Origin of the sequence: Rhodococcus sp. PAE-6, assembly GCF_025290685.1 — a bacterium.
GTDB lineage: Bacteria > Actinomycetota > Actinomycetes > Mycobacteriales > Mycobacteriaceae > Rhodococcus > Rhodococcus pyridinivorans.
Genome location: NZ_JAOCLZ010000001.1, coordinates 321,117 through 347,572, shown reverse-complemented (window position 1 = coordinate 347,572; position 26,456 = coordinate 321,117). Strand labels below are relative to the sequence as shown.

24 protein-coding genes and 1 pseudogene are annotated in these 26,456 nt (G+C 68.1%); 11 read left to right on the top strand and 14 right to left on the bottom strand.

Going from position 1 to position 26,456, the window contains the following annotated elements:
• Window positions 1-122 precede the first annotated feature (122 nt).
• The 3 genes from NVV99_RS01595 to NVV99_RS01585 all read left to right on the top strand — a co-directional run bounded on the left by NVV99_RS01595 (window position 123) and on the right by NVV99_RS01585 (window position 1,839).
• The gene (locus NVV99_RS01595; RefSeq protein WP_024100870.1) at window positions 123-950 is read left to right on the top strand and encodes a hypothetical protein; all 828 of its coding nucleotides are present in this window, start codon (window positions 123-125) and stop codon (window positions 948-950) included.
• A 238-nt stretch (window positions 951-1,188) separates the two neighbouring features.
• A complete protein-coding gene (locus NVV99_RS01590) occupies window positions 1,189-1,434 on the top strand; it encodes a hypothetical protein (protein ID WP_024100871.1) in 246 nt (81 codons plus the stop codon).
• Window positions 1,435-1,443: 9 nt separating this feature from the next.
• Complete coding sequence (locus NVV99_RS01585; protein WP_024100872.1) at window positions 1,444-1,839, top strand: tautomerase family protein; 396 nt, start codon at window positions 1,444-1,446, stop codon at window positions 1,837-1,839.
• A gap of 9 nt (window positions 1,840-1,848) precedes the next feature.
• Here the strand turns inward: NVV99_RS01585 and NVV99_RS01580 are convergent, their stop codons facing one another.
• From NVV99_RS01580 to NVV99_RS01565, 4 genes are all read right to left on the bottom strand, one after another.
• Window positions 1,849-3,009, bottom strand: a complete 1,161-nt coding sequence (locus NVV99_RS01580; protein ID WP_024100873.1) for a mannan endo-1,4-beta-mannosidase — start codon at window positions 3,007-3,009, stop codon at window positions 1,849-1,851.
• Between the two features lie 76 nt (window positions 3,010-3,085).
• Complete coding sequence (locus tag NVV99_RS01575) at window positions 3,086-7,246, bottom strand: TIGR02680 family protein (protein ID WP_024100874.1); 4,161 nt, start codon at window positions 7,244-7,246, stop codon at window positions 3,086-3,088.
• Entirely contained in the window at window positions 7,243-8,637 is a 1,395-nt protein-coding gene (locus tag NVV99_RS01570) for a TIGR02678 family protein (protein ID WP_024100875.1), read from the bottom strand. Before NVV99_RS01570 ends, NVV99_RS01575 begins: the two co-directional genes overlap by 4 nt.
• Window positions 8,634-10,124 carry a TIGR02677 family protein gene (locus tag NVV99_RS01565; RefSeq protein WP_041803338.1) on the bottom strand — a complete coding sequence of 497 codons (1,491 nt, stop codon included), beginning with the start codon at window positions 10,122-10,124 and terminating at the stop codon, window positions 8,634-8,636. The genes NVV99_RS01570 and NVV99_RS01565 overlap by 4 nt, the downstream gene beginning before the upstream one ends.
• 218 nt (window positions 10,125-10,342) lie before the next feature.
• Here NVV99_RS01565 and NVV99_RS01560 point away from each other — a divergent pair, with 218 nt between their 5' ends.
• The gene (locus NVV99_RS01560; protein WP_051424823.1) at window positions 10,343-11,671 is read left to right on the top strand and encodes a CdaR family transcriptional regulator; all 1,329 of its coding nucleotides are present in this window, start codon (window positions 10,343-10,345) and stop codon (window positions 11,669-11,671) included.
• 7 nt (window positions 11,672-11,678) lie between these two features.
• Here NVV99_RS01560 and NVV99_RS01555 read toward each other — a convergent pair whose 3' ends face one another.
• Both NVV99_RS01555 and NVV99_RS01550 read right to left on the bottom strand, forming a co-directional pair.
• The gene (locus NVV99_RS01555; RefSeq protein WP_024100878.1) at window positions 11,679-11,840 is read right to left on the bottom strand and encodes a hypothetical protein; all 162 of its coding nucleotides are present in this window, start codon (window positions 11,838-11,840) and stop codon (window positions 11,679-11,681) included.
• A gap of 23 nt (window positions 11,841-11,863) precedes the next feature.
• Window positions 11,864-11,992, bottom strand: a complete 129-nt coding sequence (locus NVV99_RS01550) for a hypothetical protein (RefSeq protein WP_260782744.1) — start codon at window positions 11,990-11,992, stop codon at window positions 11,864-11,866.
• Window positions 11,993-12,493: 501 nt separating this feature from the next.
• On the opposite strand from NVV99_RS01550, the gene NVV99_RS01545 reads away from it, so the two are divergent.
• A complete protein-coding gene (locus NVV99_RS01545; protein ID WP_006551994.1) occupies window positions 12,494-12,847 on the top strand; it encodes a Zn-ribbon domain-containing OB-fold protein in 354 nt (117 codons plus the stop codon).
• Window positions 12,848-12,857: 10 nt separating this feature from the next.
• Here the strand turns inward: NVV99_RS01545 and NVV99_RS01540 are convergent, their stop codons facing one another.
• Complete coding sequence (locus tag NVV99_RS01540; RefSeq protein WP_024100879.1) at window positions 12,858-13,268, bottom strand: RidA family protein; 411 nt, start codon at window positions 13,266-13,268, stop codon at window positions 12,858-12,860.
• Between the two features lie 81 nt (window positions 13,269-13,349).
• On the opposite strand from NVV99_RS01540, the gene NVV99_RS01535 reads away from it, so the two are divergent.
• Window positions 13,350-13,721, top strand: coding sequence for a helix-turn-helix domain-containing protein (locus NVV99_RS01535; RefSeq protein WP_006551996.1), 372 nt, complete (start codon window positions 13,350-13,352; stop codon window positions 13,719-13,721).
• Window positions 13,722-13,726: 5 nt separating this feature from the next.
• Here NVV99_RS01535 and NVV99_RS01530 read toward each other — a convergent pair whose 3' ends face one another.
• The 3 genes and pseudogenes from NVV99_RS01530 to NVV99_RS01525 form a co-directional block, all read right to left on the bottom strand.
• On the bottom strand, window positions 13,727-13,840 hold the full coding sequence (locus NVV99_RS01530) for a hypothetical protein (RefSeq protein ID WP_006551997.1): 114 nt from the start codon (window positions 13,838-13,840) through the stop codon (window positions 13,727-13,729).
• Between the two features lie 54 nt (window positions 13,841-13,894).
• Window positions 13,895-14,010 (bottom strand): annotated as a pseudogene (locus NVV99_RS27235) (hypothetical protein); the annotation flags it as partial.
• A gap of 93 nt (window positions 14,011-14,103) precedes the next feature.
• Window positions 14,104-14,367, bottom strand: coding sequence for a membrane protein (locus NVV99_RS01525; protein WP_024100880.1), 264 nt, complete (start codon window positions 14,365-14,367; stop codon window positions 14,104-14,106).
• A gap of 193 nt (window positions 14,368-14,560) precedes the next feature.
• Between NVV99_RS01525 and NVV99_RS01520 the strand changes: the two genes are divergently transcribed.
• The 4 genes from NVV99_RS01520 to NVV99_RS01505 all read left to right on the top strand — a co-directional run bounded on the left by NVV99_RS01520 (window position 14,561) and on the right by NVV99_RS01505 (window position 17,166).
• Window positions 14,561-15,934 carry a cytochrome P450 gene (locus tag NVV99_RS01520; RefSeq protein WP_024100881.1) on the top strand — a complete coding sequence of 458 codons (1,374 nt, stop codon included), beginning with the start codon at window positions 14,561-14,563 and terminating at the stop codon, window positions 15,932-15,934.
• Between the two features lie 62 nt (window positions 15,935-15,996).
• The gene (locus NVV99_RS01515) at window positions 15,997-16,473 is read left to right on the top strand and encodes an SRPBCC family protein (protein WP_024100882.1); all 477 of its coding nucleotides are present in this window, start codon (window positions 15,997-15,999) and stop codon (window positions 16,471-16,473) included.
• 115 nt (window positions 16,474-16,588) lie between these two features.
• A complete protein-coding gene (locus NVV99_RS01510; protein WP_024100883.1) occupies window positions 16,589-16,729 on the top strand; it encodes a hypothetical protein in 141 nt (46 codons plus the stop codon).
• Window positions 16,730-16,920: 191 nt separating this feature from the next.
• Window positions 16,921-17,166, top strand: a complete 246-nt coding sequence (locus NVV99_RS01505; RefSeq protein ID WP_369011257.1) for a hypothetical protein — start codon at window positions 16,921-16,923, stop codon at window positions 17,164-17,166.
• Between the two features lie 127 nt (window positions 17,167-17,293).
• Here the strand turns inward: NVV99_RS01505 and NVV99_RS01500 are convergent, their stop codons facing one another.
• From NVV99_RS01500 to NVV99_RS01485, 4 genes are all read right to left on the bottom strand, one after another.
• Window positions 17,294-18,781 carry an NAD-dependent succinate-semialdehyde dehydrogenase gene (locus tag NVV99_RS01500; protein ID WP_024100886.1) on the bottom strand — a complete coding sequence of 496 codons (1,488 nt, stop codon included), beginning with the start codon at window positions 18,779-18,781 and terminating at the stop codon, window positions 17,294-17,296.
• On the bottom strand, window positions 18,778-21,786 hold the full coding sequence (locus tag NVV99_RS01495; RefSeq protein ID WP_024100887.1) for an FAD-binding and (Fe-S)-binding domain-containing protein: 3,009 nt from the start codon (window positions 21,784-21,786) through the stop codon (window positions 18,778-18,780). The genes NVV99_RS01500 and NVV99_RS01495 overlap by 4 nt, the downstream gene beginning before the upstream one ends.
• 273 nt (window positions 21,787-22,059) lie before the next feature.
• A complete protein-coding gene (locus tag NVV99_RS01490) occupies window positions 22,060-23,538 on the bottom strand; it encodes an aldehyde dehydrogenase family protein (protein WP_006552005.1) in 1,479 nt (492 codons plus the stop codon).
• Window positions 23,539-23,937: 399 nt separating this feature from the next.
• The gene (locus NVV99_RS01485) at window positions 23,938-24,855 is read right to left on the bottom strand and encodes a LysR substrate-binding domain-containing protein (protein WP_242411717.1); all 918 of its coding nucleotides are present in this window, start codon (window positions 24,853-24,855) and stop codon (window positions 23,938-23,940) included.
• A 138-nt stretch (window positions 24,856-24,993) separates the two neighbouring features.
• On the opposite strand from NVV99_RS01485, the gene mqo reads away from it, so the two are divergent.
• The gene (mqo, locus tag NVV99_RS01480) at window positions 24,994-26,448 is read left to right on the top strand and encodes a malate dehydrogenase (quinone) (RefSeq protein WP_242411718.1); all 1,455 of its coding nucleotides are present in this window, start codon (window positions 24,994-24,996) and stop codon (window positions 26,446-26,448) included.
• The last annotated feature ends 8 nt before the right edge of the window (window positions 26,449-26,456 follow it).

The window sequence follows — 26,456 nt, the reverse complement described above, 5'->3', positions numbered from 1 at the left end:
GCGGTCGGTCAACCGGATTCCGAATCGAGTAGTGCGCTACTCGCGACCCTCGACGATCGCCACCACAGACTTCGTGTACAGGCACGGAGTGCGACAGTCGACCGGACGACGGAGATGACGAGATGGACAAGACCGGGGACCATGCAATCGTTCTGGGCGCGAGCGTCGGTGGTCTGCTCGCGGCCCGTGCGCCGGCAGAGTCCTACGACGCGGTGACGGTCGTCGAACGCGACGTCCTCCCGTCCGGTGCAGAGAACCGTCGCTTCCGCGACCGTCGAGCCACCTACGTGCCGAGTCGGCCGCTGCTCGAACACCATGTCCGGCGACGCGTCCGCGCCATCCCGAACATCACCCTCCTCGACGGACACAACGTCGGCGCCCTGACGACGACACCCGACCGCCGCCGGGGCACCGGGGTGCAGGTGGGCAGCCGCGACGGTGTTCGGATCATGACGGCCGATCTGGTGGTCGACGCGATGGGACGGGGCGCCCGCACCCCGGCGGGTCTAGAGAAACTCGGCTACCGACGACCGGTCGAAGAGCACGTCGTCGTCCACGTCGTGTACCGCAGCCGGCTGCTACGACTCGCGCCGGGCACACCGATGGAGAAGATGGTGTTGATCGGTGTTGTGTCGGGACGTCCGGCGGGCATGGCGCTGTTCGGCTACAAGAACGATATGTGGCTGTTCACGGTCGCTGCGATGGCCGGTCGCGAACCGCCACCGAGCCTGGGCGGCATGATCTTCGCCGTGGAGGCGTACGCACCCGACCACGTGGTGGCCGCGCTCCGGACCGCCGAACCCCTCGACGAGGACGACCTGTCCCGCAGGTTCTTCCGGGCCGCGAAGAAACCGATCGGTGTTGCGTGGCAGCTCGCGATCGGCTCCGACCTCGCGCTGCCCGAAGTCGAAGGACCCCGCAGCGTGCAGACGCGACTCGGCAACGCGTAAGTGGCGCGGGTCCTGGCCGCGGCCGAGAACGATCCCGTGGTCGTCGACCGTTTCCTTCGGGTCAGCAGCCTGATGGATCCGCCCGGACATCTGATGCATCCCGCGCTCGTGGGCCGGGTGTGCGTGGGCAACCTGCGGCGACACCGGAGAATCGCCGGCATGCCTGCTGGGGCCGCCGATCGTCGGACGACATTCGTGCCCGCACACCGATGTCGCGGACGACGACCTCGACGATCACATGGCCCACGTCCTCGCCGGCATCGACGGCATGTTCTTCGGCCGTGTGGCCTACGAACTGCTCGCCCAGCACTGGCCCGCCACGGAACACTCGATCAGAGCGGTCGAGGCACGGCAGGCACGGCTGATGAACGCATTGCCGAACTACGTGCGCTCCCGATCCGCGACGGCGACCGATTGGGGACCGGCGCGGCGGATCGGTGACGACCTGCCCCACGAGGTTGCACAGGGGTTCTCCGACGGGTAGAAGTGTCGGATGCCCAGCACGCTCATCGAGGTTCGCACCCGCCACGACCGCGAGGTCGAGACCGGCATGATCGACGCCGTCCACGACGCGCTCGTCGCCGCCTTCCGGATTCCGGAGGCCGACAAGCACATCCGGCTCGTGGTTCACGAACCCGAACGCTTCGCGGTGCCGCCGACCCTGACATCGCCCGAGCTCTACACCCTCGTGATCGTCGACTGCTTCGCCGGGCGCAGCGTGGACGCCAAGCGGCGCCTCTACCGCGAGATCACCGAGCGGCTCGGCGCATTCGCGATTCCTGCCGACCACGTGACCGTGATCGTGCGCGACATCCCGACCGAGAGCTGGGGGATCCGCGCCGGGCAGGCCGCGTGCGATGTGGATCTCGGATTCACCGTCGATGTGTGAGGACTGCTCTTACGGAGAGAACTGCGCGTTCGGGAGGGTGGAGGGTTCGAGGGATCCGAGGTCCTCGACCACATCCCACAACGGGTCGTCGAATCCGATGTCGTAGGTACAGTCGGCTTCCCGCGGGTCGGGCACGAACGCCCACAGCAGTGCACCTGCGGTCCCGGCGGCGCGTTGGCCCTCGATCTTTGTGGTGATGTGGTCGGCGCGGTCACCGAGCGACCCGCAGGACCCGGCGAGCTCACCGATCTCCGCCACGAGCAACGGCTTTCCGACGGCTGCGGCTTGCGCGACCCGCCGGGCGAGACCGTTCCACTGATCGCCGGGCAACGGCAGGCCGTCGGCGCCGTAGTCGTGGTACTGCACGGCATCGACATAGGGGGAGGCGCTGACGAACTGGTACTCGTCACCTTGGGTGCCGCACTGACCGCCCCCGGTGTAGCCGGCCGTGATCAGGGTGTGTGGGTCGACGGCGCGCAGTTCGGCTCCGGCCGTGTCGAAGAAGTCGCGCAGCACCTGCGCGGCGCCGGGCTCGCACGACCGGGTCCACCAGTGGCACGCGGGGTCGGTGCATGAACTCGTCTCCGGTTCGCCGACCAGTTCCCATGCTGCGAGGGATGGTGAGTTCCGGTAGCGGGCGACGGCGGTGTGCATCCAGTCCCGGTAGCTCATCACCACCTGTTCGTGTCCCGGGGTGAATTCGGTCCACCCGTCGACGTACCATTGCCGTCCCTTGAAGACCTCGTCCTCGCACGCGCCGTCCTGTGGTGCCAGGACCGGCAGCAGCATCTGATCGTGCGCTTCGGCCGCGGCGAAGACCGCGTCCATCGGTCCGAAGTCGAGTTGCCCGGTGAACCGGTTGACGGCGAGCGCCTGGAAGAGATTGAAGCGGGTGAGCGAATTCGGGGGCAACGTACCGAAATAGGCGTCGAGGTCCACCATCGCTCCGCATCCCCAGTTCACCGACCAGTCGGTGGCGAGCTGGTAGGCGTTGAACCCGGTGGGCCACCAGGCCCGATCGTCGAGCGCGAAACCGTCCGGCGACGCGGTCACCCGCGCGCCCGGTGCCGGTGCCGGTGCCGGTGCCGCTGCCGCGGGGCTCGTGCCGAGCAGCAGCCCGACCGCGGTCGCGGCGCCGACGATGAGTCTGGATACCCGAAGCCTCGTCATCTTCCGGATCGTAGGTCCGCGGCGCAGGTGAGAGCCTCGATCGAGGAGGAACACGCCGTAGTGACCGTCGTCATGATCATGCGAACTCGAGGGCTCCTTCCACCGGGCGTGTGATCCGTCGGGTGCGCGGGGATCCGAGCGCGCTCTCCAGATCCGACCCGTCGTGCTCGGCGAGCAGTTCGCCACCGGACCACACCAGCAGCGTGGTGGCGACGGTGTGCTCGGCCACCGAATGCGACAGGTCGTAATGGGCGCACCCCGGCACGCCGGCGTAGGTGATCCACAGGTCGAAACCGGTCATGAACAGGTCGAGGTCGAATTGCACGGACAGGCCGAGCAATTCGCTGCGGCCGGTGTCGTCGACACCGGCGAACGCCTCGTCCAGGGCGAGCAGACGCGGCGCGTGCGGGTCGGCGGAATCGAGCATCACGTGCGCCGCGGCGAACAACGGCAGGTGCAGGGAGACGGACTGTTCGCCACCGGACAACGCCGAGTGCCGGGCCGGGGTGAGGCGGTCCTCGCTGCCGTCCGCACCGACGAGGCTGAACGAGAACACCCGCCACCGGCGGTAATCCAGCGTCGCGGCGAGGATCTCCGGGTACGACCGTTCCGGATGCGCGGCCCGCTCCGCGCGGATCCGCGCGGCGAAATGCGCGCGGATCCCCGCCAGATCCTCCGGAGCCAGCATCGACGCGTCACGGTCGAGGAGCTTGCACACTGCCCGGGCCGGTTCGTCGAGATGGTCGGCGAGCACCCAGTGCACCCCGATGGTGTTGCCCGAGGACATGTGCCGTTGCCGCATCTCGGTGCCCATCCGGGCGATGAGGTCGCGGGCGTCGACGGTGCGCTCGTGGATCTGCTGCGCGAGACCGGTGAGCAGCGCGTCCTCGAGGATGCGCCGTTCGGAGTCGGTGAGCAGGGTTTCCTGTTCCTGCCGCGCCCGCGCGATGCGCTGCGCGAACGCCGCGACGGACGTGTACCCCTGTTCGTCCTGTACCTGCACGACGGTGATGCCGTCGGCAGCGTCCCAATGCAGGCGGTAGTCGCGACCCCGGGCGAGTTCGGCGTCGAACTCCTGCAGCGCGGAGGTCAGTGCAGAGGCGGTGGACTTGCGGGTCGACTCGGAGGCCGTGACCGAGTCGGTGGCGGCGTCGAGTGCCCGGAACAACGCGACAACCTCGGTGGGCAGCACGTCGACGGTGTCGTCGGGGGACTGCCGGATCCGATAGGTCAGCTGATCGGCGTCGAGCCATGCGGCGGCGCTGGACGGCCACACGTGCTCGCTCTCCACGCCTAGCAGGGTCAGCAGGTCGCGGCGGGCGAAGGGAGCCAGGGCGTCGGCGTCGGCGCGGGCCTCGGTGAGCGCCGACCGCAGTGTCTGCTCGGCGCCCGTGTGGGCGGCCTCGGCCTTGCCGATCCGCTCGAGCGCCGACTCGTGGGCCTTACGTGCGGTCCGCTCGGCGGTCTTCGCCGCCTCGATTCGGCGCCGGGCCTCGTCGAGCTGGGCATCGATTCGGTCGGCGCTCGCCCCGATCGACTCGCGTAGCGTCTCGAGCTTCTGCTGCTCGTTGGCCAGCGTCTCGGCGTTCTCCGCCGCGAGTTCGGCCGCATTCTCGGCGGAGACCCGCGCCTCGTCGAGGCGAACGTCGTTGTCGCGGAGGCGATCACCGCAGGTGACCTGCTCGCGCAGCGCGCGCTGCAAGGCCTGGCCCTGCGAACGGAAGTGCCGCACGGCCGCATCGAGACTGTCGAGTTCCGTCGCGGTGAGCGGTGCCCGGTGTCGGCCGGCCGTCGACCGCAGGTGCTGTTCTTTGGTGGCGACCGCGGCGATCGCTTGGTCCAGATCGCGGTCGGCGGCGGATGCGGATTCGGATGCGGTCCGCAGCGCGCCGGCGCATTCGGTGACCTTGCGTAGCGCGGCGAACACGGATCCGGTGCGCGGCAACGACTTCACGGCCTCGTCGAGTGCGGTGAGCCGGTCGCCGATCTCGCGATCCTGCTCGCGCAGCGACGCCACGTCGGCTCGGCACTCGGCGATGGTGGTCTCGAGTTCGACGATGCGACGCTGCCGCCGCCGGGCGCGGGCGGTGGCTCCGATGAACTCGGCCTGCTCCTTGACGTGGCGACCGAGCTGCACTCCCTGCCGGAACCTACCGTGCGCATCGACCGACACCCGCGCGTCCGGGCCGGGATCGGTGGCCCATGCGATCGACGACAGCACCGCGGCGACCCGTTCCTCGGGGACGGCCGTGTCGGTTTCGGGAACGAGTACATCGGCGAGCGTGGGACCGCTCGGCCGGTGCCCGGGTGCCAGCGGCACCAACAATTGCTCCGACTCGATGTCCGGCAGGTCGCCGACGCCGTCGGTGATCCACCCGTCGAGCAGGTTCGCGCCCTGCAGGGCCGCTTCGATACCGGCGGCGTCCTGCGCCGAGGCGTCGTCGCGGAAGCGGACGAGCTGCCACAGCGGCGCGCCGACGAGATCGTCGCGGTTGCCGGTGCGGGCCGGGAAGGTCGGGGGAGCGTCGTCACTTTCGGCTGCGACGGCGGTGCGTTCGGCCTCGAGTTCGGCGATCCGGGTGCCGAGCGATTCGATCTCCGCGCCGCACACGCGACGCCGGAACCGCAGGTCGTCGAGCACGGGCCCGGTGTGCTCGGCGAACACCGCCGCCGGGGACGGGGCATCGTCCTGACCGACGGTGCCGAAGGCGGTGTCGAGCGCCTCGAATACCGGGGTGGACAGGCCCACAGCCGCGAAGGTCTCGGCGCGATCGGACCACCACCGGCCCAGCTCGGCGGCGACCTCGCTGCGGGACAGCTCGACCATGGTCTCGCCGGCCTCCACCGCGGCCGACGCGGTGTCGCGTTGCGCGCGAGCACGCACCGCGGCAGCCTCGGCCCGCGACCGCGCAGCGGCGGCACCGTCGAGCTGGGACAGTGCGCTGCGCACCACGCGCACGTCGGCGTCGCGTTCCTCGGCGAGCGCGTCGATCGCCGCGCTGAGCTGCTCGGTCCGTTCGATGCCGTCGAGACCGGTCCATGTGATGCCGGCGTCCTCGGCCGCCGCACTCAGCCCGTCCTCGGCGCGACGACGTGCCGCCGTCGCCGTCTCGAGCGCGTCGCGGGCACTGTCGTGGTCGCGGAGCCGGTCGGCCACGACGGCCTGGGCGCGGTTCGCCTGCTCGGCCTGCGCGGCGGTGGTGCGCTCGAGGTTCTTCACCGCCGAGGCGAGGTCGTCGAGTTGCTGTTTGCCCTCGTAGGCGCTGGAGCGGTGCAGTGCCTCGAGGGTGGTGCGTGCCTGTTCGTGGTCACGTTCGGCCACCAGGAGCTGTTCCTCCGAGGCCGTGCGTGCGGTGGCGGCCTCGGTGCGGGCCTCGGCCGCCTCACGCAGCGACCGCACCGCGGTGTCCACCACCCCGAGACGGGTGGCGGCCTTGTCGACGGCGGTACGGGCCTGCTGCCGGATGTACTTCGAATACACCTTGACGAACTGCTGCGCCGCATCGTCGGCGGCCGCGAGGGATTCGAGGGTGCGCTCGACCTCCTCGATCGCGGAGAACGAGCGGGCGGCCTCGACGATGAGATCGTCGTCGAGGGGACGAAGGCCGTCGGTCAGCGCCTGCGACAGGCCCTTCGGGTCGAGGTTCTTGGCGAGCTGGGGGCGGCGCAGCGTGAGGATCAGGTTGATCAGCTGGTCGTAGCGTTGCGCGCCCAGACCGAACATGCGCGCGTCGATCGCCGCCCGGTAGTCGACGGGACGATCGGTGATCGCGTCGGCCCCGATCTGATCGACCAGTTGCTTGCGGGTGAGCGGTCGGTCCTCGTCGTCGAGCAGCGAGAAGTCCACTCCCACACGGCCGTCGACGACGAAATGCCAGCGGGTGACCTTGTCGTTGCCGCGGGTGGCGCGCATCCCGATACCGACGGTGACGGCCTCCGGGTCGTCGGCGCGGCCGCGGCAGAACTCCATCCACACGTACGAGTGGGCGCTGTCCTGCCCGCGGTACAGCAGGTTCGAGCGCATGGTGCGTTCCTCGCCGGCGAACGGGTTCAGGCGTCGCGGTTCGATCCGGCCGTCGAGCACGAACGGGAACAGCACCTCGAGCGCCTTGGTCTTGCCCGACCCGTTCGGTCCGCGCAGCACGAGTCGTCCGTCGGCGAACGAGAACTCCTGGTCGCGGTAGTCCCACAGATTGATGATCCCGGCACGCGTGGGGCGGAATCGGGCGCTGCTCATGAGATCTCCGTCGTGGTGGTATCGGGGGCGGGGACTGTCGGCGGGGTGGTCGCGGGGAACAGGTCGATCTCCGGATCCCGTTCGCGCACACTGACCGTCACGCCGCGGAAGCGGGCGATGGCGGGCAGGACGAGCACCCCGCCGGGTACCCGGGTCACCAGGCGCAGCCGATCGAGCATGTCCACCGCGGCCTCGGCCAGTCCCGCGGGGTCGGCCTGCCACTGCGCGGCGAAGGTCCGGCCGTAGATGTCGACGAGACGACCGACCGTGCCCGCCAGCCACGAATCCTCGAGCAGTGGATGCTCGAGCGGGGCGCGTGCGGCGTCGTCCTGCTCCTGCTCGTCGGGGATCGGGGTGTCGGACGCCGCGAGCGGGGTGAACACCGTCGACCTCGGGATCGCGGAATCGACCGCCGCGACAAGGGCGTCCTGTGTCTGTGCGGGCACCGGTATCCGGGGTGGGGCAGGGGCGTCGGGATCGAGGACGCGATCGCACATCTCCCCGGCCAGCAACAGCGCGACCTGCGCGACCGTCCCCGTGTTCGGAAACCGTACATCTGACAGTCGTCCCGAGGTATCCACCAGCGCAACACCTTCGGCGCGACGCTCACACACCAGGCCGGTGAGCAACTTTACTTCGTCGGTGGTGCGCGGCAACGCCAACTGCAGCGCTTCGTCGTCGTCGAGATCGTCGGCGTACACCACGGGACGCTGCACCAGTGCGCGTCGCACCCGCCTCCGGACCTCCGCCGTATCCGATTGCGGGGCACCGGCATTGCCGAGCAGACCGCGCACCGATTCGAGGTGCTGCAACGCCCGCGGTGGCCGGAACAGGGCATGCACGACCACGCGGTCGACGTCGTAGAGCGCCTCACCACTGTCGGGATCGCTCGCCCACCTGCCCGCATCACCGTCGGCGAGGGTGATCGCCCCGCGCACGCCGAGCCAGGTCACGGCATCGACGAAGGCATCGCGATCGGCGGCACGTTCGGTGTCGAGCTCGACACCGTCCACCCGGCTCGCCTCGGACGCGACGTGCTCGGCGAGTTCGGACAGCGTGATCTGCCCGGCGCCGCGACCGAGCGCCGCGATCGCCAACGCGAGATAGGCATAGCGGCGCCGGTCGAACGGCCGGCCGGTGTGCGTCGACGTGCCCGCCCCCGCGTCGAGGCGATCGGCGACGGTGAACAGCCGCGCGGTGGTCTCGGTGACCTCGAGCCGGTATCCGAAGGTGGCGAGCAGATCCTCCCGCAGCTCGGTGGCCCAGCGGCGCACCGTCGCCAGCGCCGACCGGTCGGGAAAGGTCGCGGTGACGAGGTGGTGGGTGAGTACCAGCCGCGCGGCGCGCTGATACGAATCCAGCTCGACGGACGGAATCGAACGCGCCCTCATCGCACCTCCACCGACAGACCGTCGAGATACAGGCGCCCGCGCGCGGTGTGCACCACCGTCGACTCGCCGCTCGGTCGGAGGGTGAGCTTGACGCCGTTCTGCGTACCAGAGGACGCATCGTCGCTGCGCACCCGCCCGCTCACGGGCACGCGGGCCGACAGTGCGGCGTCGAGCAGGCTCAACAGCACCTCTGCTTCCGGTTCGCTGAGCTTCCGTTCGCGCACCCCTCCGGCGGCGAGGGAACGCGCCGCTTCGGCCCGGCGACGCTGCTTCTCGAGTTGCGCCTCGCGCAGCCGCCGTACTCCGGCGTCGTTGCGCTGGATCCGCCCCGGCGCTCCCGCTGCGGGGCGCCGGCCGGTCTCGGCTAGGGTGCGGGCGATCTCCACGGGAGGCGCTTCCCACCACGAGCGGGTGACCGGCACGATGTCGGCATCGGGATGGGCGACGGAGAAGTGTCGGGGCCGGCCCAGGTCGAACACCGCATCGAACAGTGCGTGCGCGGCCTCCTCGGACGGCGCGGCAGCGAACCAGCCCGCGAGATGCCGCAGCTGCGACTCGCGGCTGACACCCCCGCGACGCTGCTCGGTGAGCCGGCGCAGCAGCCCGAGCACCGCGGAGATCGCGTTGATGGTCGCGCCGCGCAGGCGTTCGGATTCGCTCGGTTCGGAGCCCACACCGACGAACCAGTGTTCGACGCCCCACCAGCGCTGCGCCCAGTCCGCTTCGCGTTCCTCGAACGAGAGCAGCACCCGCTCGTCGTGCCGGGCCGCGGCCGCGCTGAGCTTCTGAACCCCGGTGGCCTGTACCCGGTCGAGCGCCGTGGAAAGCTTCGGGGCGTAGCGGGCCAGGTCGGTGCTGAACTCGCGCATATGGGTGAGCAGCGCGTCCTTGTGGGCGAGGAAGGTCTTCGGGGTGACCTCGGTGGTGCGCACCAGCTCGCCGAGGACGAGATAGAAACGGGCGGCGCGCTCGGCCATGTCCGACAACGTCGCGTCGAGGCGGCTCAACTTCCGGTAGACCAGCTCGCCGTCGCCGGCGGCGTTCGCGTCGGCGAGATCGTTGAGATCGGCAAGCAGATCGGGAAGGGCCAGACGTGACAGCGAGACGTCCTCCCCGCGGGAGGACAACACGTCCTCCACGGCGCGGAACACCCGGTAGCCCGCCTGCCCGAACTGGTAGACGTAGTGCCGGTTGCGGTACTCGGCGAGCGTCGCTGCCCGGGATCCGTCGTAGCTGCGTTCGAGCACACCCCACGCGTGCAGCTGCTCGAGCAGCGCCGGGATCTCGGAGGAATCGGGCACGTCGTCGCCGCTCGCGCCGGGCAGTCGGGTGAGGACGTTCTCGACGTCGCCGGCGTGCAACAGCACCGAGTAGTTGCCGCGCGCGTGATCGAATGCGCGCAGAACCCACAGGTAGTGCACCCTTTTCTCGGCCGTCGCGAACGAGAACAGGCGCAGGCGGTCGTCCCGCACCAACGCGTCCTCCATCGCGCCGAACCGCGCTCGGCCTGATTCACTCACCGTGACAGGTTAGGCGGCGCAACCGACGGGTCCGGACAACACCCGGCGTGAGTGTCGGCATGATCGTTGCCCGAGGGACGCCCCGATCCGCGGTGGCGGCCCGTCCCGAGCCGTTACGGTCGAGGCGGTGCGCTCGGCAAGGCAGTGCACTCGGACAGACGCCGTAGCCTCCGGAATCGGACACGATGAATCCTCACGAGATCGGACAGGACACCCACAGCGTGGGCGATCCCGGACCTGCCACGCGTGCCTTGATCGAGGCGGTCGCCGACCTGTCGACGACGCGGCACGCCGAGATCACGCAGTACATGACCGAGCGGATCTCGGCCGAGATCGAGGCGGTGTCCACCGACCGCCACACCCGCCGCTCCCTCGCCCAGGCCGCGGAGGAAGGCGTCGCAGCCATGACCCGGTTCCTGCGGGACGACCTCGAGGAGATCGAGATCCCGGCGGCGTCCTACTCGCTGGTGCGCATGCTGGCCCGACAGGGATTCCCCGTCTCGGTGGTCGACCGCAGCAACCGGCTCGCGCAGGACAGCATCATGCGCTGGTGCCTCGAGGTGCTGGCCGGACTCAGCGACGACGCCGCGGCAGTGATGCAGGCGGGCGTGGAGATCCTGATGAAACTCTCCGCGGGGATCGACGGGGTGTCGCAGAAGCTGCTCGGGGTCTACGAGACCGAGCGCGATACCTGGCTGCTCAACCGCAACGCCTCCCGGACCGCCCGCATCCAGGACATCCTGGCCGGACGACCGATCGAGGTGGGGGACGCCGAGCACACCCTCGGCTACCGGCTCGGCCAGCGCCACCTCGGGGTGATCGTCTGGACGGACGATATCGAGGTGGTCGGTGGGGACCGGTCCGGCACCGAATGGAACGGTCTCGAGCAGGCAGTGACGACTCTGGCCGAACATCTCGGGCGGGGAGGTCGGGTGCTGTTCGAACAGTTCGACGAGTACACCGCCTGGGCATGGATCCCGCTCGGCACGGTCGATCGCATCGACCCGAGGGGACTGTCCGGGATCGTCGCGGCATGGCAGCGACCTGTCGGTGTCGCCGTCGGCGCGCCGCAGGAGGGGATCGACGGTTTCGTCCGCACCCATCGGCAGGCGGCGCAGGCGCGGGAGGTGGCTCTGACATCGGCGCTGCCGGGTCCGCGTCTCGTCTCGATCGACGAGGTCGGCGCGGTCGCGTTGATGTGCACGAATCTCGAGTGGGCCCGCGGCTGGGTGGGGGATGTGCTCGGTCGCCTCGCCGCCGACGATCCCGCTGCCGCGCAACTGCGGCACACGCTGCGGGAATTCCTTTCCAGCGGAGGGAGTTTCGTCGCCACAGCGGAAAGACTACATCTGCACCGGAACTCGGTCGCCTACCGGATCAGCAAGGCGGAGGAGCAGATCGGGCACAGTGTCCGCGAGTGTCGGCTCGACCTCGAGAACGCGCTGGCGCTGTGCCACTGGCTCGGCGCCGCCGTGCTCGCCCCCGATTCGGAGATTCCGCCCGCGCCCGGCTGACTGCGCGTCAGCGGGAGCCGGGCACGGTGCTGCGAACGAACCGTCCGATCTCGCCGATCGCGCGGGCTCCTTCGGGTAGCAGATCCGCGGCGGCCTGGAATATGTGCACCTGCCGGTCCCAGACCTGCAGATCGCACGCCATACCGGCGTCGGCGAGACGGTCGGCCATCGACTCCGCGTCCACAAGAACAATTAGTGCGAGCCGACCTGGATGAGCGTGGGCGGCATGCCCGACATATCCGCGTCGGCGGGGCAGATCCGCCCCGACTCCTGGCGTCGTCCTGCAAGGCCTGCCAGCGCTTCGAGTGCGTTGCCGGGCAACAGCGCGCAGTGTGCGGCGTTGGAGTGACCGAGCTTGCGGGCGAGTCGACCCGGCGAATCGGGTGCCGCTGTCTTCCACGCTGTCTTCCACGTGAAGGACGAACGTCCCTCGGTTCACCGGTGCGGCTGCACACTGTTTCGGTAGTGGTTCGGGCTGCGCGCACAGTGTCCGCGCGTGGCACTGGGTGCCGGTGCGAGCTGGAACACGTCGAAGTAGGGAAGATCTGCAGGTAGGGAGGTTGCTTCCGGCGCTTGTCCAAGTGACATCCGGTGGCCCGAACGACCCGAAAGCCCCTGCCGACCGACCCGGCATTGTGCGCTGCGACCAGCGAACCCCCACGATCTGTGTGCTCGCGTACCGATGGAAAAGGTCCCGAGCCGACCTACCTTCGAATAGGGGGCCGATGATCGGAGCCACGTCATCGGCCCGTCGGGGTCCCGCCCCCCTCTACGACGGACCGCTTCGTGGCTCGGACATTTTCCGTTGACGGAAGGACTGCGATGGCGCCCCACGCGACGCAGAACTGCATGACGATCCTGCGCTGCGGAAGCTGCACGACGCTTCACGCTCCGGAGACAGCGTGCTGCTCCTCCTGCGGCGGCGCGAACCTCGAGTCCGCCCGCTGCTCCGGCACCGGCTCGATCGTGTCCTGGAAGGTCGTCGAACCGCTCGACGACGGCGCGCAGGACGACAGCGCGGTCACCCTCGCGATCGTCGAACTCGACGACGGGCCATGGCTCTACTCGAAGATCGAAGGATCGTTCCCCGACTGCGCCGAGGCCCGGGTGCGGGTCGCGTTCCGGTCCACTGCGGGTGACGACGGATTCCCCGTCTTCGGGATCTGCGCGGCCTGATCTACGACGCTCATCCCTCGAGAACCGCGGTGGCTTCGATCTCCACGAGCACGACAGGTTCGTAGAGCGCCGCGACACCGATCAGCGATGCCGGCGGCATCGGATCGGGCAGATCGATCTCCTGCGCGACGGCCTGCACACCGGCCATGAACTGTCCGATCTTCTCGGGATGCCAGTCTGTGACGTAGAACGTCAGGCGCACGACATCGCGGAAGGTCGCGCCGGCTCCGTCCAAGCCTCGTGCGACGTTGCGCAGCGCTTGGGCCACCTGACCGGCCAGCTCGGTAGGAATCGGTGAGCCGTCCGGCATGTATGCGACCTGTCCGGCGAGATGGACCTGTCGCGTGCCGGTGGAGACTGCGACGTGGTGGTAAGGAGCGTTCGGCAGCGTGCCTTCGGGGCTGAACAGGGTGACGGACACGGAGTTCTCCTGGGGTCGGAAACCAAATGGTATCTGATTTATACTTGGTATCCGGAAGTCACTTCAACGAAACCAGGTTTCATGTCGGATACCGCTGACCACGATCTGCTCGCCGTCGCCGCCCACCGGGAACTGTTGGGGCAGATCCTCGACAAGTGGTCCTTGAGCGTGCTCACCGAATTGTGCGAGGCTCCGCGCCGCTTCAACGAGCTGCGGCGCGCCGTTCCCGAGGTCACGCAGAAATCCCTGACGACCACGTTGCGCAGACTCGAACGCAACGGAATCGTCGAACGCCGGGTGGTGAACACCCGTCCCGTCGCGGTCGAATACCGCATCACGCCACTGGGGAAGACGGTGCGCGAACCGATCGACGCTCTGTTGATGTGGGCGTCGACGAATCTTCCCCGCATCGAGGAAGCGCGACGCAGATTCGACGAGGATCTCGGCGAATGAGGATGTCAGCGCTCGGGCCACGGTTCGACGACCAATCGAGGCCATTCCACCTGCCATCGTCGGGCTTTCGCTTCGTACACGTTGCGAGGTGCCAGCACCGGATTCGGGCGGAGCACCATCCCGAACAGGTCGTCGAAACCGTGCGGAGCGTAGACCCGTAGTCCCGGATGCCGGCCTGCCGGTCGCGGCCGTCGAGAAAGTTCCAGACCGACTGGAAGACTCCGCCCGCGGTGAGATACCAGTCTCCGATGCCGCGTTCACCCGCCCGGTCCAGGACGACCCGGCACACCGGATTTCCGGGAACGGTGTCGAGCAGTCGCTGCTCGGTTGCGGGGCGTGAGGTCACTCGGGCATCGTCTCTCGTCGCGGGATACCGATAGCGCTAGGCCTGACGCGACCGGGACTTCCAGACCGACCAGGCAGCGGTCACGATGATCGCGCCGGCGAGGGAGCCGATGATCCCGCTGGGGCGTAATTCGAGTCCGTCACCTGCGAGAAGGCTGATGAGCAGACCGCCGATGAACGAATCCCCGACGCCCGCGACCAACGCGAGAGTCCAGTCGATCCCGGTCCCGGACCTGCCCACGACGAGCTGTGCCACCGCGCCGACGAGCAGCCCGAACAGAATGATTCCGATGATCAACATTGCGCGAGTACAAGTGGACATCCTCATGCGGACACCGCTTTACGTCTCGAGAGTGCAATTCGAGATCCGGTCTTCCCGCGGGTCAAACTGTTGTTACATGCGAGCCTGCCCTTCGAGTTCAGCAAGGTTGCGGTTGCGCAATGACTCGGTAGTGGGTCTGGTGTGACCGTCCGAGGCGGACCACACTCGGAGAATGGCCAGGACAAGCGCACAGGCCCAGGATTTTCCGATTGCGCCCGACGTGCCGATGCATTTGATCGACCGCATCCGGGCACTCCGACATCTCGATACCGGTCCCGAGAAATTCCGTGATGCAGGCGGGCCGGTCACCCTCGTACATATCGGTCCTGCCCGGTGGGCGCCGACCTTCGCTATCGTCACCTCACCGCAGGGCGCCCACGATGTTCTCGGCGGTTCCGACGGTTCCTTCGACAAGGAAATGACCGTCCACGTCGAGGGACGGGTGTGGGTCGGCGACAATCTCTTCAATCTTCCTCACGATTCGTGGGTGCCGCACCGTCGTGCGTTGCAGCCTTTGTTCACCAAGAAGCACGTAGCGGTCTACGCCGACCGGATCGCCGAGGTCGCCGACACGATGGCGGCAGAGTGGAGCGAGGGCGGGTCGATCGATCTCGACACCGAAACCCGGCGACTCACCCTGCGTGTCCTTGGCCGGTCACTCTTCGGAACGGATCTCAGCGAGAGATCCGAAGCTGTCGGAGTTCCACTCGGACAGGTGGTGCAATTCGTGGGACGACGTGCCCTGCAACCGATACGAACCCCGACATGGCTGCCGACACGTGCCCGTCATCGTTTCCGTGTTTCGTTGGCTGTTGTCACCGAAACGCTCGACGAGGCGATGGACGCCGCGCGGAGCGGTGCTGGCAATGGCGCCGAATTGATCAAGCTGTTCTTCGAGCTCACCGATCCGGTCACTGGCAGAGCGTTCAGCGACGAGAAGATCCGTGACGAGTTGCTCGCGTTTCTCTTCGCGGGTCACGACACCACCGCGACCACTCTCGCCTACAGCTTGTGGCAGCTCGGCCGCAATCGCGAGATGCAGGAGCGGGTGGCGCGGGAGGCTGCAGCCATCGGAGACCGCCTGTTGCGCGCGAGCGATATCGGGGAGCTGCCCTACACCGTCCAGATAGTCCATGAGTCACTGAGGATGTGTCCGCCCGCAGCGACGGCCGCGCGAATGGCAATGCGCGACGTGGAGGTCGACGGTTACCGTATCCCCGCCGGGACGAATACGATCGTCGGCACCTACGCGCTCCACCATGATCCGTCGCTCTGGGACGAGCCCGAGAAATTCGACCCGGATCGGTTCGCCCCCGGGCAATCGGTAGAGAGGTCGCGGTGGCAGTATCTGCCGTTCGGTGGTGGCCCACGCACCTGCATCGGAGATCATTTCGCCATGCTCGAAGCAATCCTGGGCCTCGCCAGTGTGGTGCGAAAACTCGAGGTGGAATCCCTTCACGACGATTTTCCGGTAAAGACGCCGTTCACCTTGGTCGCGGCCGGACCCGTGCCCGCGCGTGTGGGGACCAGAGCCGTCACTGCGTAGTCGTCGGCAAGGGCAGGCGGGCAGGCAGGTGCGTCGCGCCGCACTGATCGGGACAGGGCAGGATGGTGGCCATGCAGACCACACCCCTGACCTTCGAGTCCTCCGTCGTCGTTTCCGCCACCCCCGACGAGGTGTACGCCCTCGTCTCCGACGTCACCCGCACGGGTGAATGGTCGCCCGTCTGCGCGGAGTGCTGGTGGGACGAAGGGCAGGGCCCCGAGGTCGGTTCCTTCTTCACCGGCCGGAACGTCACCCCCGAACGCACCTGGGAGGCCCGGTCGAAGGTCGTCGTCGCCTCCCCGGGCCGCGAATTCGCATGGTCGGTCGGCCCGGGTCTCGTGCGCTGGAGCTACGTCATCAAGCCCGCGGACGCCGGCACGGAACTCACGGAGACCTGGGAGTTCACCGAAGCCGGGCAGAAATTCTTCCACGAGAAGTTGGGGGCGGAGGCACCTGCCCGGATCGCCGCGCGGGAGCAGGCCGCCCGCAGCGGAATTCCGGCGACCCTGGACGCGATCAAACGCATCATCGAGGGCTGACCCGGGACGCTCGTCGATCATCGAGGGATCGCCGGGCGCTTCCTTGCCGAGGGGCGAACGGTGAACACCGCGACCTTCGGGTGCACCAGGCTCGGTACGTGGTGGGCGCAGTGTCGTGCGCTGCGAGGCCGGGATCGGATTCGAGGGGTCGGCTGCGACACGTAGCAGCCTGATCGCCGAAGTGCGGGTCACCGAGGAACTCCCCACCGGCGGACTGGGTGTCGGCCTGTGCATCCAGAAGGCCGATTCGCGCTAGGAGGCCCTGCGCGATCTGATCGACGAGGTGCTCCGCGTCGACGATGCCGGCTCACCGATCGCGGCGTTGATCTCCGGCCTCGACGTCGCCTACGACCTCGGTGAGGGACACCCGCTGCTGGGACGACGCATGCCGAATCTCGACGTCATTGCCGAGGAGAAGCCGGTGCGAGTGTTCGGGCTCGCCCACTTCTGCTGCAATCCGACGGTCCACCAACCGATTCCGGGCATCTTCCTGAACGCGTCGACTACGTGCGAGCGCGTTACGACGGCGCCTGGGAGCTGCCGTTGCTCGGCGAGGTCGTCGCACCGTCGGCTGTGCTCGTGCGCCCGGACGGGCACGTGGCCTGGGTGGGGGAGGGCTCGACGGACGGTCTCGACGCCGCGCTCGCGAAGTGGTGCGGCACTGCGGCCGGCCGAGCCGGAACCGTTGCGTGAACAGGTGATTCCTGAGCTACGCGGGTAGGCCGTACCGACCTTGCGCTGAACAGGGCTTCGCGCGCGTTGCAGTTGCGTCGAAACACGGTTCGGCGCGCAAGGATCGGCGGCGCAGTGAGACCATGCGTCACCGACGAGGAACAGCGACGTACTTGACCTCGAGGAACTCGTCGATACCGACGGTGCTTCCCTCACGTCCGAGACCCGATGCCTTGATGCCGCCGAACGGTGCCGCGGGGTTGGACACGATGCCGGTGTTCAGCCCGACCATGCCGACCTCGAGCGCTTCGCTGACACGGAAACTGCGGTCGACATCCTGGGTGAAGATGTATCCGGCCAGTCCCCAGGGCGTGTTGTTGGCGATCTCGACGACCTCGTCCTCGGTATCGAAGACGACGATGGGCGCGACCGGCCCGAAGATCTCCTCGCTCATCAACGCGGCGTCCTTCGACACGTCGGCGAGGACGGTGGGTGGGTAGAAGTAGCCGGGTCCCTCGGGCCGGCTGCCGCCACACACCACGCGCGCTCCACGTTCGACGGCATCGGCGACGAGACGTTCCACCTTCGTCAGAGCCTTCTCCTCGACCAGCGGACCGACTTGGGTGCCCTCGACCAGGCCGTCCCCGACGGCGAGGGCATCCATACGGGCAGCGAGCTTCTCGGCGAACCGATCGGCGACCGCGCGGTGCACGAAGATGCGGTTCGCGGCGGTGCAGGCCTCACCCATGTTGCGCATCTTCGCGGCGAGCGCGCCGTCGACGGCCCGGTCGAGATCGGCGTCCTCGAACACGATGAGCGGGGCATTTCCGCCCAGCTCCATCGAGCTGCGCATCACGTGCTGGGATGCCTGTTCGAGCAGCCGGATGCCCACCGCGGTCGAACCGGTGAAACTGATCCTGCGTGCGATACCGCTGGACATCCAGGTCGAGACGACCTCCCCGGGTGCGGTGGTGGGCACGACGTTCAGCACACCCTTGGGCACACCGGCCTCGACGAGCACGTCGACCAGGGCCAGCGAGGTCAACGGCGTCAGCTCCGAGGGTTTGAAGACGATGGTGCATCCGGCTGCGATGGCGGGTCCGATCTTGCGGGTACCCATGGCGAGCGGGAAGTTCCACGGCGTGACGAGGACGCACGGTCCCACCGGCTCCTTGGACACCAGGATGCGGGTCGCGCCGTCGCCGGTGCTGGTCACATCGCCGCCGATGCGGACGGCTTCCTCGGAGAACCACCGGAAGAACTCCGCGGCGTAGGCGACCTCGCCCTTCGCCTCGGCGAAGGGTTTGCCCATCTCGGTGGTCATGATGGTCGCGAACTCGTCCTGCCGCTCCAGGATGAGCTCGTAGGCCCGGCGAAGGATCGCGCTGCGTTCGCGCGGAGCGGTCTTCGCCCAGTGCTTCTGCACGCGAGCACAGGTCTCGACGGCACGCCGGGCGTCGTCGGCGTTGCCGTTCGCGACGGTCGCGATGACCTCCTCGGTCGCCGGGGCGACGACCTCGAATCGTTCGCCGGTGGTCGATTCGACCCACTCACCGTCGATGAACAATTCTGTGCTGACGCGGGACACTGCGTCGGAGACGCCCACCCGTGTCCCGACGATCGTTGCATCGGTCATGCGCTTTCCTCCTCGGAGATGGTGTTGTTCATCGACATTCGTGGCCCGGGGTCGAGAAGTTCTGCGAGATGTTGCCCCGGGGCGGACACGTCGATCTGCGCAACCTGCATCGCGCATGAGAAGCCGTCGGTGACCACCGCGGAGTCGTCGTCGGCCGCGCGCAGTGCCGGGGCGAGGGAGGTCTCGGCGACCTTCATGCTGATGTCGTGGTGTTGTTTCTCGAATCCGAAGTTTCCTGCCACGCCGCAGCATCCGACTGCGTCGCGGACGTCGTCGACTCCCGCTGCGGTCAGGATCCGGCGATGGCTTCCGGCGCCGAACACGGAGTACTCGTGGCAATGGGTCTGCAGCACTATCTCGTTCGGTAGCGGTTGTGCAGGGGCGGGTGTCCAGCCGTTGCGCACCATGGTGTCCAGATAGGACGCGAAGCTGTGGACCCGTGCGGCGACGCGACGCGCAGCCTCGGTGGGCACCAGCTCGGGCAGGTCCTTGCGCAGGGCGGCGGCGCAACTCGGCTCGACGACGACGATCGGCCGGTCGGTGCCGTCGTCCAGTGTGCGGGCGGCGTGGGAGAGCTTCTTCTTCGCGGTGTCGAGCTGGCCGGTGGAGATCCACGTCAGTCCGCAGCACGCGTCTGCGGAGCAGCTCATCACCTGCTGATCCGCCGAGGCGAGCACGCGGGCGGCGGCACCGGCGACCTCCGGCCGCAACCCGCGAGTGAAGGTGTCGACGAACAGCACCACCGGCGTCGAACCGGACCGGCCACGTAGTGCGTCGCGCACGGCCTTCTTCCAGGCCCGCCGGGAGGCGAAGGGCGGAAATACCCGGTCGGGGGAAATGCCGCCGAGTGCGGTGGCGCGCTTGGCGAGAGAAGTGCGCAGGACCGCGTTGACCAGCGGTGCTGCCAACCCCGTCAGGCGGAGCCAGCGTGGCAGCCACCCCAGCGAATAGTGCGCCACCGGTCGTCGTGTGCCGTCGTAGTAGTGCGAGAAGAACTCGGATTTGTAGGTGGCCATGTCGACGCCGGCCGGGCAGTCGGTCGAGCAGGCCTTGCACGACAGGCACAGATCGAGTGCCTCACGCACTTCCTCGGATTTCCACCCTTGCTCGATTGTGCGGGCGCCGCGCACCATCTCCTGCAGGACCCGGGCCCGGCCCCGAGTGGAGTCCTTCTCGTCGCGGGTCGCGCGGTAGCTCGGGCACATCACGCCACCGGAGTCGGCCCGGCATCGTCCGACGCCGATGCAGCCCTGGACGGCGTGCACCCACGGGGCGGGGGTGTGTTGCGGCCGCGCGCCGTCGGGACGGACCGCCTCGATCGGGTGCAGGTCGTAGTGGGTACGCCAGGTGCGTTCGGGAACGTCCGCCAACGCCAGATCGTCATCGATCCGCGCCGGGTCGGTCAGCGATCCCGGGTTCAGGATGCCTTGCGGGTCCCAGATCGTGCGGAAGGCGCGGAATGCGCTCATCATCCGCGCGGAGTACATTACCGGCAGCAGTTCCGAGCGGGCACGGCCGTCGCCGTGTTCTCCGGAGAGCGATCCGCCGTGACGGACCACCAGCCGCGCGGCCTCGTGCGTGAACTCGCGGAAGACCTGTCGGCCTTCCTCGGTGCGCAGGTCGTAGGTGATGCGGATGTGCATGCAGCCGGCGCCGAAGTGCCCGTACATCACGCCCTGCAGACCGTGCCGGTCGAGCAGTGCGCGGAAGTCCTGGAGGTAATCGGCGAGGTTCTCCGGCGCGACAGCGGAATCCTCCCAGCCCGGCCAGGATTCGCCGCCGGATGCCAGGCGGGAGGACAGTCCGGCGCCGTCCTCGCGCACCCGCCACAGGGAAGCACGCTCGGTGGTGTCGGCCGCGAGGCGGCCGTCGACGAGGCGGCCGTTCCGGCGAAGTTTGTCGAGCAGTGCGTCGGCGGCCGCGGCCACGGAGTCCAGGTCGTCACCGTCCAGGTCGACGTAGAGCCAGGCGTTTCCCACCGGGAGTCCGAGGACGGAGTTCTCGCCCCGACGCAGCCGCATGGTCTCGACGATCGCCGCGTCGACACCCTCGACTGCCGCAGGCGAGAACTCCAGGATGGTTCCGATGTCGCGGGCCGCGTCGACGACATCGTCGTAGCCGAGGCAGACCAGCAACGCGCTGGACGGGCGGGGAACCAGCTCGACGCGGGCACCGACGATCACCGCGCAGGTTCCCTCGGATCCGACGAGCGCACGGGCGACGTCGAACCGCTTCTCCGGCAACAGATGATCGAGGTGGTAACCCGAGACCTGCCGTTGGATCCTCCCGAGTTCGGTGCGGAACTCGAACAGGTGCTCGCCTGCCAGCGCGGTGAGCTCGGCGTCGAGCTGCTGCGCGCGCGCCGCAGCGGCCGCGTCGTCGGGATCGGTGGCACGCAGACCTTGCTGCGCCGCGGTGAGCCGGAACCCGTCGGCGGTGACGAGGTCGATCTCGTGGACGTGATCGGACATGCGGCCGTAGCGCACCGAGTGGTTGCCGCAGGCGTCGTTGCCCAGCGCGCCACCGACCGTGGCCCGGTTCTTCGAGGAGGGATCGGGGGCGAAGGTCGTCCGGCCCGAGGACGCGTCCTCGGCCACCCGCGTGAGGGTCGCGAGCACGACGCCCGGTTCGACGTCGGCGACACCGGCCGTCTCGTCGATCTCGAGGATGCGGTTCATGTGCCGGGAGAAGTCGACGATCACACCGGGGCCGACGGCATTGCCCGCCATCGAGGTCCCGCCCCCTCGGCTGACCAACGGAATCCCGGTGTCGCCGCAGACGGTCACCACCGCCACGACGTCGTCCACCGACCGAGGAAAGACCACGGCCGAAGGTGGCACCCGGTAGTTGGAGGCGTCGTAGGAGTACTCGGCCCGTCGACGCGTGGAGGTGTCGACCGGGACGCCCAGTGTCCGGAGTCTGTCGGCGAGGACGCGAATCCGGACGTCCTCGTCCGTGCAGGAGACGCTGGGGCGCTGTCCTATGTTGAGCTGGTCGTCGTTCATCGCGTGCGCCGCGTCAGGATCGGGGACCGCAGAGAATATGGGCGCGTCGGTTCGGGAACTCCATCGGCCGCCTCCGGGTTTGTAGGATTGTCGACAATCCTGCCATGAACGGAGCCTACAAAGAGGAGGCAGCGAACGCAACGGCACGCCGGCCCGGGCGTTCTCACCGTCAACCGAGGAGGCTTCTGTGACAGCTTGCCGTCTGCACCCCGAGGCTGGGCAGGGTGCAGACGGCAGAATGCTGTATCGGAGTCGGAGGGCGCTGCGGCGTGCCTACACCAGCCGAGTCACGCCGATGGTGTGATCTGTGGTGAACTCCTCGATCGCCCACTCGCCGTTGAATCGTCCGAGACCGGAGTTGCGTTCGCCACCGAATGCCACGTGTGCCTCGTCCTGAACGGTCATCTCGTTGATGAACGTCATGCCCGCCTCGACCCGATGCGCGAATTGCAGTCCCCGGTCGATGTTCTGCGTGAAGACCGCACTGGACAGACCGAATTCGTGGTCGTTGGCCAGTTCGAGGGCGTGTGCTTCGTCATCGGCGCGTAGGACCGCGACCATCGGGCCGAAGATCTCCTCGCGGGCGATCTCCATATCGGACGTGACGTCGACGAACACATGCGGAGGCACGACCCGGCCGTCGATCTCCCCACCGAGCGCAACGCGTGCTCCGGCGTCCCGGGCCTGCTCGATCTTCTCCTCGAGGCCCTTCAACTGCGAATCGTTGACGACGGGCCCGACCAAAGTGCCGTCTGCGGACGGATCGCCGTAGGACACGGCCTGCGCGGCTCGGGTGAACCGATCGAGGAAATCGTCGTACACCGGCGCCTGCACGATGATGCGATTCACGGCCATGCAGATCTGTCCGGAATGCAGGAACGACCCGGTCACCGCTGCCTCGACGGCCGCGTCGAGATCGGCGTCGTCGAGGACCACCAGGGGTGCGTTGCCGCCCAATTCGAGTGCCACCTTCTTGAGGTGCTTACCGCCGGTGGCGACCGCACCGACCTGCTTGCCGACCGGTGTCGAGCCGGTGAAGGAGATCAACCGCGGGACGGGATGCTCGACGAAAGCATCGCCGATCTCAGAACCGGAGCCGATCACCACCGACAACACTCCCGCCGGAAGGCCTGCTTCCTCGAAGATCCGCGCGATCAACAGGCCGCCGGTCACCGGAGTGTCCGAGGCCGGCTTGATCACCGCGGCATTGCCCAACGCCAACGCCGGTGCTACCGATCGCTGCGACAGGTGCAGCGGGAAATTCCACGGGCTGATCACCCCGACCACTCCGATGGGCTTTCGGTACACCCGCATCTCACGGTTCGGGGTGTTCGAATCGAAGATCGATCCGTGGACCCGGGACGGGAACGACGCCGCCTCCTGCGTGATGCCGATGGCCAGGGAGACCTCGGTATCGGCCTTGATCCGCGTCGAGCCGGACTCGGCGACCAGCCAGTCGATGATCTCGGCTCGGCGCTGCTCGAGGATCTGTGCGGCGCGACGCAGGACCGTGGCGCGCTCGGCGGGAGCGGTCGCGGCCCACTCGGTCTGTGCTGCCCGGGCAGCGGTGTAGGCGGCGTCGACGTCCTGGGCGGAAGCGAGGCGGATCGTGGCGACCACGCTGTCGTCGAACGGGTTGGTGTCGGTCAGGACGCGGTCGGAGCGTCCCTCGCGCCACTGCCCATCGATGAACTGGGAGGCGACCGGTTGCCCGGCGAACGTGGCACTGGAACCGAGATCTGTTGCTGTCATGGAGAACTCTTCGACGGTAGGTAGGTCAGAGAAAGGCGACGACGAGCTCGGGGGTCGATGTGTCTGCCGAATCGTCGAATGTGGTGTCGATCTGCCCGAGCGGATCGGTCTTCACCGGCCGACCGAACGGGAACCGCCCCAGCGCCGGCCGGAGCACGTCGCAGATCGTTACCGGCTCCTGCCCGGATGGCGCAGATCGAACATGTTTTACAGTGCGCCGCCTTGCTGGTGGTAGGCAGCGGCGTCGGGTACCACTGTTTGCGGGCGATCGCATCTGTGTGGCATACCCCGCCGGCGACCATTCGAACCCGGACTTGCGTCTTGTCGGGACCGGCGACGCAGGAGATGGCGCACGGCTCGCGAAGCTGTGCGCCATGTCTTGCGTTCGATGGACGATACCTACGAATCGAGCCGGCGACCGTCGAATCTATCGGCGTGCCCGGCGATGTGAGCGTGCAGTCGCGCGACCGCCGGGGACGGCGTCCTCGTCCCGGTCGTCAATCCGATGGTGCGATTCGCGATTCCGGCGACCGGCACGGTGACGATTCCGGGCACAGGCGTTTCCGAGCGAGGCAGCAGTGCGACACCGAGGCCCTGGGCGACCAATGCCCGGATCGTTTCGAACTCGCTGATCTCGAACGCGATGTACGGTTCGAATCCTGCTTCGTCGCAAGCTGATTCGAGTTCTCTGCGGATGTGATAGTCGGGTGGGCTGGCGATGAAGTGATCGTCCGCGAGATCGCGCAGGTCGAGGCGGGCACGGCCGGCGAGTCGATGGCTGCTCGGGAGGTGGAGCAACAGTCGCTGTTGCGCGAGCACGGTGACCGGCAGATCCTCCGGTGGAGGGATGATGACGGCGAGATCGAGCCGGCCGTCGCGAACCATCTCCGCGAGCTCTTCACCGTGTGCCTGGACCAGATGCAACCGGACGCCGGGGGCCAGTCGGTGGAACTCGGCCAGCAACGACGGGATGCTCACCGGCCCGAGGGTGAGCGGGAACCCGAAGCGGACGACGCCGTGGTCGGGATCGGCGTGCTCACGCACCGTGGTGATCGCACCGTCGAGTTCGCGGACCAGATGCCGGGTGCGTTCGTGCAACTCCCTCCCGGCAGTCGTCAGCACGACCCCTCGCCCGGACTGCTGGAACAACGCCACACCCACTGCCTTCTCGAGTGCCCGGATGCGGCGACTGACGGAAGACTGGGGAACGTCGAGCAGATCCGCCGCGCGCGTGATGTGACTTTCGCGCGCCGCGGCGTCGAAGGCGACGAGCAGCGGGGCGACCATTGCGGTCTCGGGCGTCACATACCAATCCACATCTGCATGGTACTGCCTGCAAGAGCTCATTGGACGGATGAATCGGAAAGGGGCACGCTGAAGGTCGACAACGGCGAAAGCAGGTGAATGATGGTGGATCGGAGGCATTCTGCCGACGAAGCACAGTACGGCGACCAGGTGTACGACGCCGTCCTGATCGGCGGCGGCATCATGTCGGCAACACTGGGTGCACTGCTGACACGGCTCGAACCCGATCGGTCGATCCTCGTCCTGGAACGACTCGACGAGGTCGCGGCCGAGAGCAGCGCCCCATGGAACAACGCGGGCACCGGCCACGCAGGTCTGTGCGAACTGAACTACATGCCCGATCCCGCGGATTCGACCCGGGCCGAGGAGATCGGCGGACAGTTCCGGATCTCACGGCAGTTCTGGGAGTCCCTCGACGACCCGGGCGAGGCGACGTTCGTGAACGTGACACCGCATATGAACGTCGTCTTCGGCGAACGCGATGTGGACTATCTGCGACAGCGGCACGCCACCCTGCAACGCTCGCCGCTGTTCTCGGCCATGGAGTACAGCGAGGACCCCGACACGATCGCGCGGTGGGCACCGCTGGTGATGACCGGTCGCTCGGGCTCCGAACCGGTCGCCGCCACGCGCTACGAGGCGGGCACCGACGTCGACTTCGGTGCCCTGACACACCGACTGCTGTCGGACGCGCGTCGTCGTGGCGTCGAGCTTCGTACCGGACACGAGGTCACACGACTGCGCCGCGCCGCCAACGGGCGGTGGACCGTCTCCGGGCACACGAAGACGGGACGGTTCTCGGTCCGATCCCGGTTCGTGTTCGTCGGCGCCGGCGGGTACGCCCTGAAACTCTTGCAGAAGGCCCGGATCCCGGAGGTGCGAGGTTTCGCCGTCTTTCCCATCGGCGCGCAGTTCCTGCGCACCGGCGAGCCCGACGTGGTGTCCCAGCATGCAGCGAAGGTCTACAGCCAGGCCGACGTGGGAGCACCACCGATGTCGGTGCCGCATCTCGACAAGCGGGTCGTCGACGGCCGCGAGTGGTTGATGTTCGGGCCGTACGCCACGTTCAGCACGAGATTGCTCACACGCGGCCGGCTCACCGATCTGTTCACCACCCTGCGCCTGCACAACATCGCCCCGTTGGTGGCGGTGGGCCTGCAGAATCTGTCGCTGGTGCGCTATCTCGTCGGCCAGCTGCTCGCGTCCCGCGCGCGGAAGTTCCGGCAGCTGCAGCGATTCTGTCCCGAGGCGCGGGAGTCCGACTGGGAGACGATCGACGCGGGGCAACGAGCTCAGCTCGTCAAACCCGATCGTCGCAGGGTCGGGGTCCTGACCTTCGGCACCGAGGTCGTGGCGAGCGCGGACGGCAGCATCGCCGGGTTGCTCGGGGCGTCGCCCGGCGCTTCGATCGCTCCGTCGGCGATGGTCGAGCTGCTGAGCACGTGTTTCCCGGATGATGTGGCGCGCTGGCGGCCGGTGCTCGAACGGATGATGCCCGACCTGTCTCGGAAGACCGAAACGACCTCGCGCGCCGAACCGAGGCTCGCCCGCGCTACAGCAGCGGCGAGAAACGGTTCGGCGCGCAAGGATCCGAGCGCCTCGTAGGGCTTACG

Bases quoted from the DNA above. Each gene is read 5' to 3' on its own strand.
- NVV99_RS01595 (WP_024100870.1), top strand. From the start codon at position 123: ATGGACAAGACCGGGGACCATGCAATCGTTCTGGGCGCGAGCGTCGGT.
- NVV99_RS01590 (WP_024100871.1), top strand. From the start codon at position 1,189: ATGGCCCACGTCCTCGCCGGCATCGACGGCATGTTCTTCGGCCGTGTG.
- NVV99_RS01585 (WP_024100872.1), top strand. From the start codon at position 1,444: ATGCCCAGCACGCTCATCGAGGTTCGCACCCGCCACGACCGCGAGGTC.
- NVV99_RS01580 (WP_024100873.1), bottom strand. From the start codon at position 3,009: ATGACGAGGCTTCGGGTATCCAGACTCATCGTCGGCGCCGCGACCGCG.
- NVV99_RS01575 (WP_024100874.1), bottom strand. From the start codon at position 7,246: ATGAGCAGCGCCCGATTCCGCCCCACGCGTGCCGGGATCATCAATCTG.
- NVV99_RS01570 (WP_024100875.1), bottom strand. From the start codon at position 8,637: ATGAGGGCGCGTTCGATTCCGTCCGTCGAGCTGGATTCGTATCAGCGC.
- NVV99_RS01565 (WP_041803338.1), bottom strand. From the start codon at position 10,124: ATGGAGGACGCGTTGGTGCGGGACGACCGCCTGCGCCTGTTCTCGTTC.
- NVV99_RS01560 (WP_051424823.1), top strand. From the start codon at position 10,343: ATGAATCCTCACGAGATCGGACAGGACACCCACAGCGTGGGCGATCCC.
- NVV99_RS01555 (WP_024100878.1), bottom strand. From the start codon at position 11,840: ATGGCCGACCGTCTCGCCGACGCCGGTATGGCGTGCGATCTGCAGGTC.
- NVV99_RS01545 (WP_006551994.1), top strand. From the start codon at position 12,494: ATGGCGCCCCACGCGACGCAGAACTGCATGACGATCCTGCGCTGCGGA.
- NVV99_RS01535 (WP_006551996.1), top strand. From the start codon at position 13,350: ATGTCGGATACCGCTGACCACGATCTGCTCGCCGTCGCCGCCCACCGG.
- NVV99_RS01530 (WP_006551997.1), bottom strand. From the start codon at position 13,840: ATGGTGCTCCGCCCGAATCCGGTGCTGGCACCTCGCAACGTGTACGAA.
- NVV99_RS01525 (WP_024100880.1), bottom strand. From the start codon at position 14,367: ATGTTGATCATCGGAATCATTCTGTTCGGGCTGCTCGTCGGCGCGGTG.
- NVV99_RS01520 (WP_024100881.1), top strand. From the start codon at position 14,561: ATGGCCAGGACAAGCGCACAGGCCCAGGATTTTCCGATTGCGCCCGAC.
- NVV99_RS01515 (WP_024100882.1), top strand. From the start codon at position 15,997: ATGGTGGCCATGCAGACCACACCCCTGACCTTCGAGTCCTCCGTCGTC.
- NVV99_RS01500 (WP_024100886.1), bottom strand. From the start codon at position 18,781: ATGACCGATGCAACGATCGTCGGGACACGGGTGGGCGTCTCCGACGCA.
- NVV99_RS01495 (WP_024100887.1), bottom strand. From the start codon at position 21,786: ATGAACGACGACCAGCTCAACATAGGACAGCGCCCCAGCGTCTCCTGC.
- NVV99_RS01490 (WP_006552005.1), bottom strand. From the start codon at position 23,538: ATGACAGCAACAGATCTCGGTTCCAGTGCCACGTTCGCCGGGCAACCG.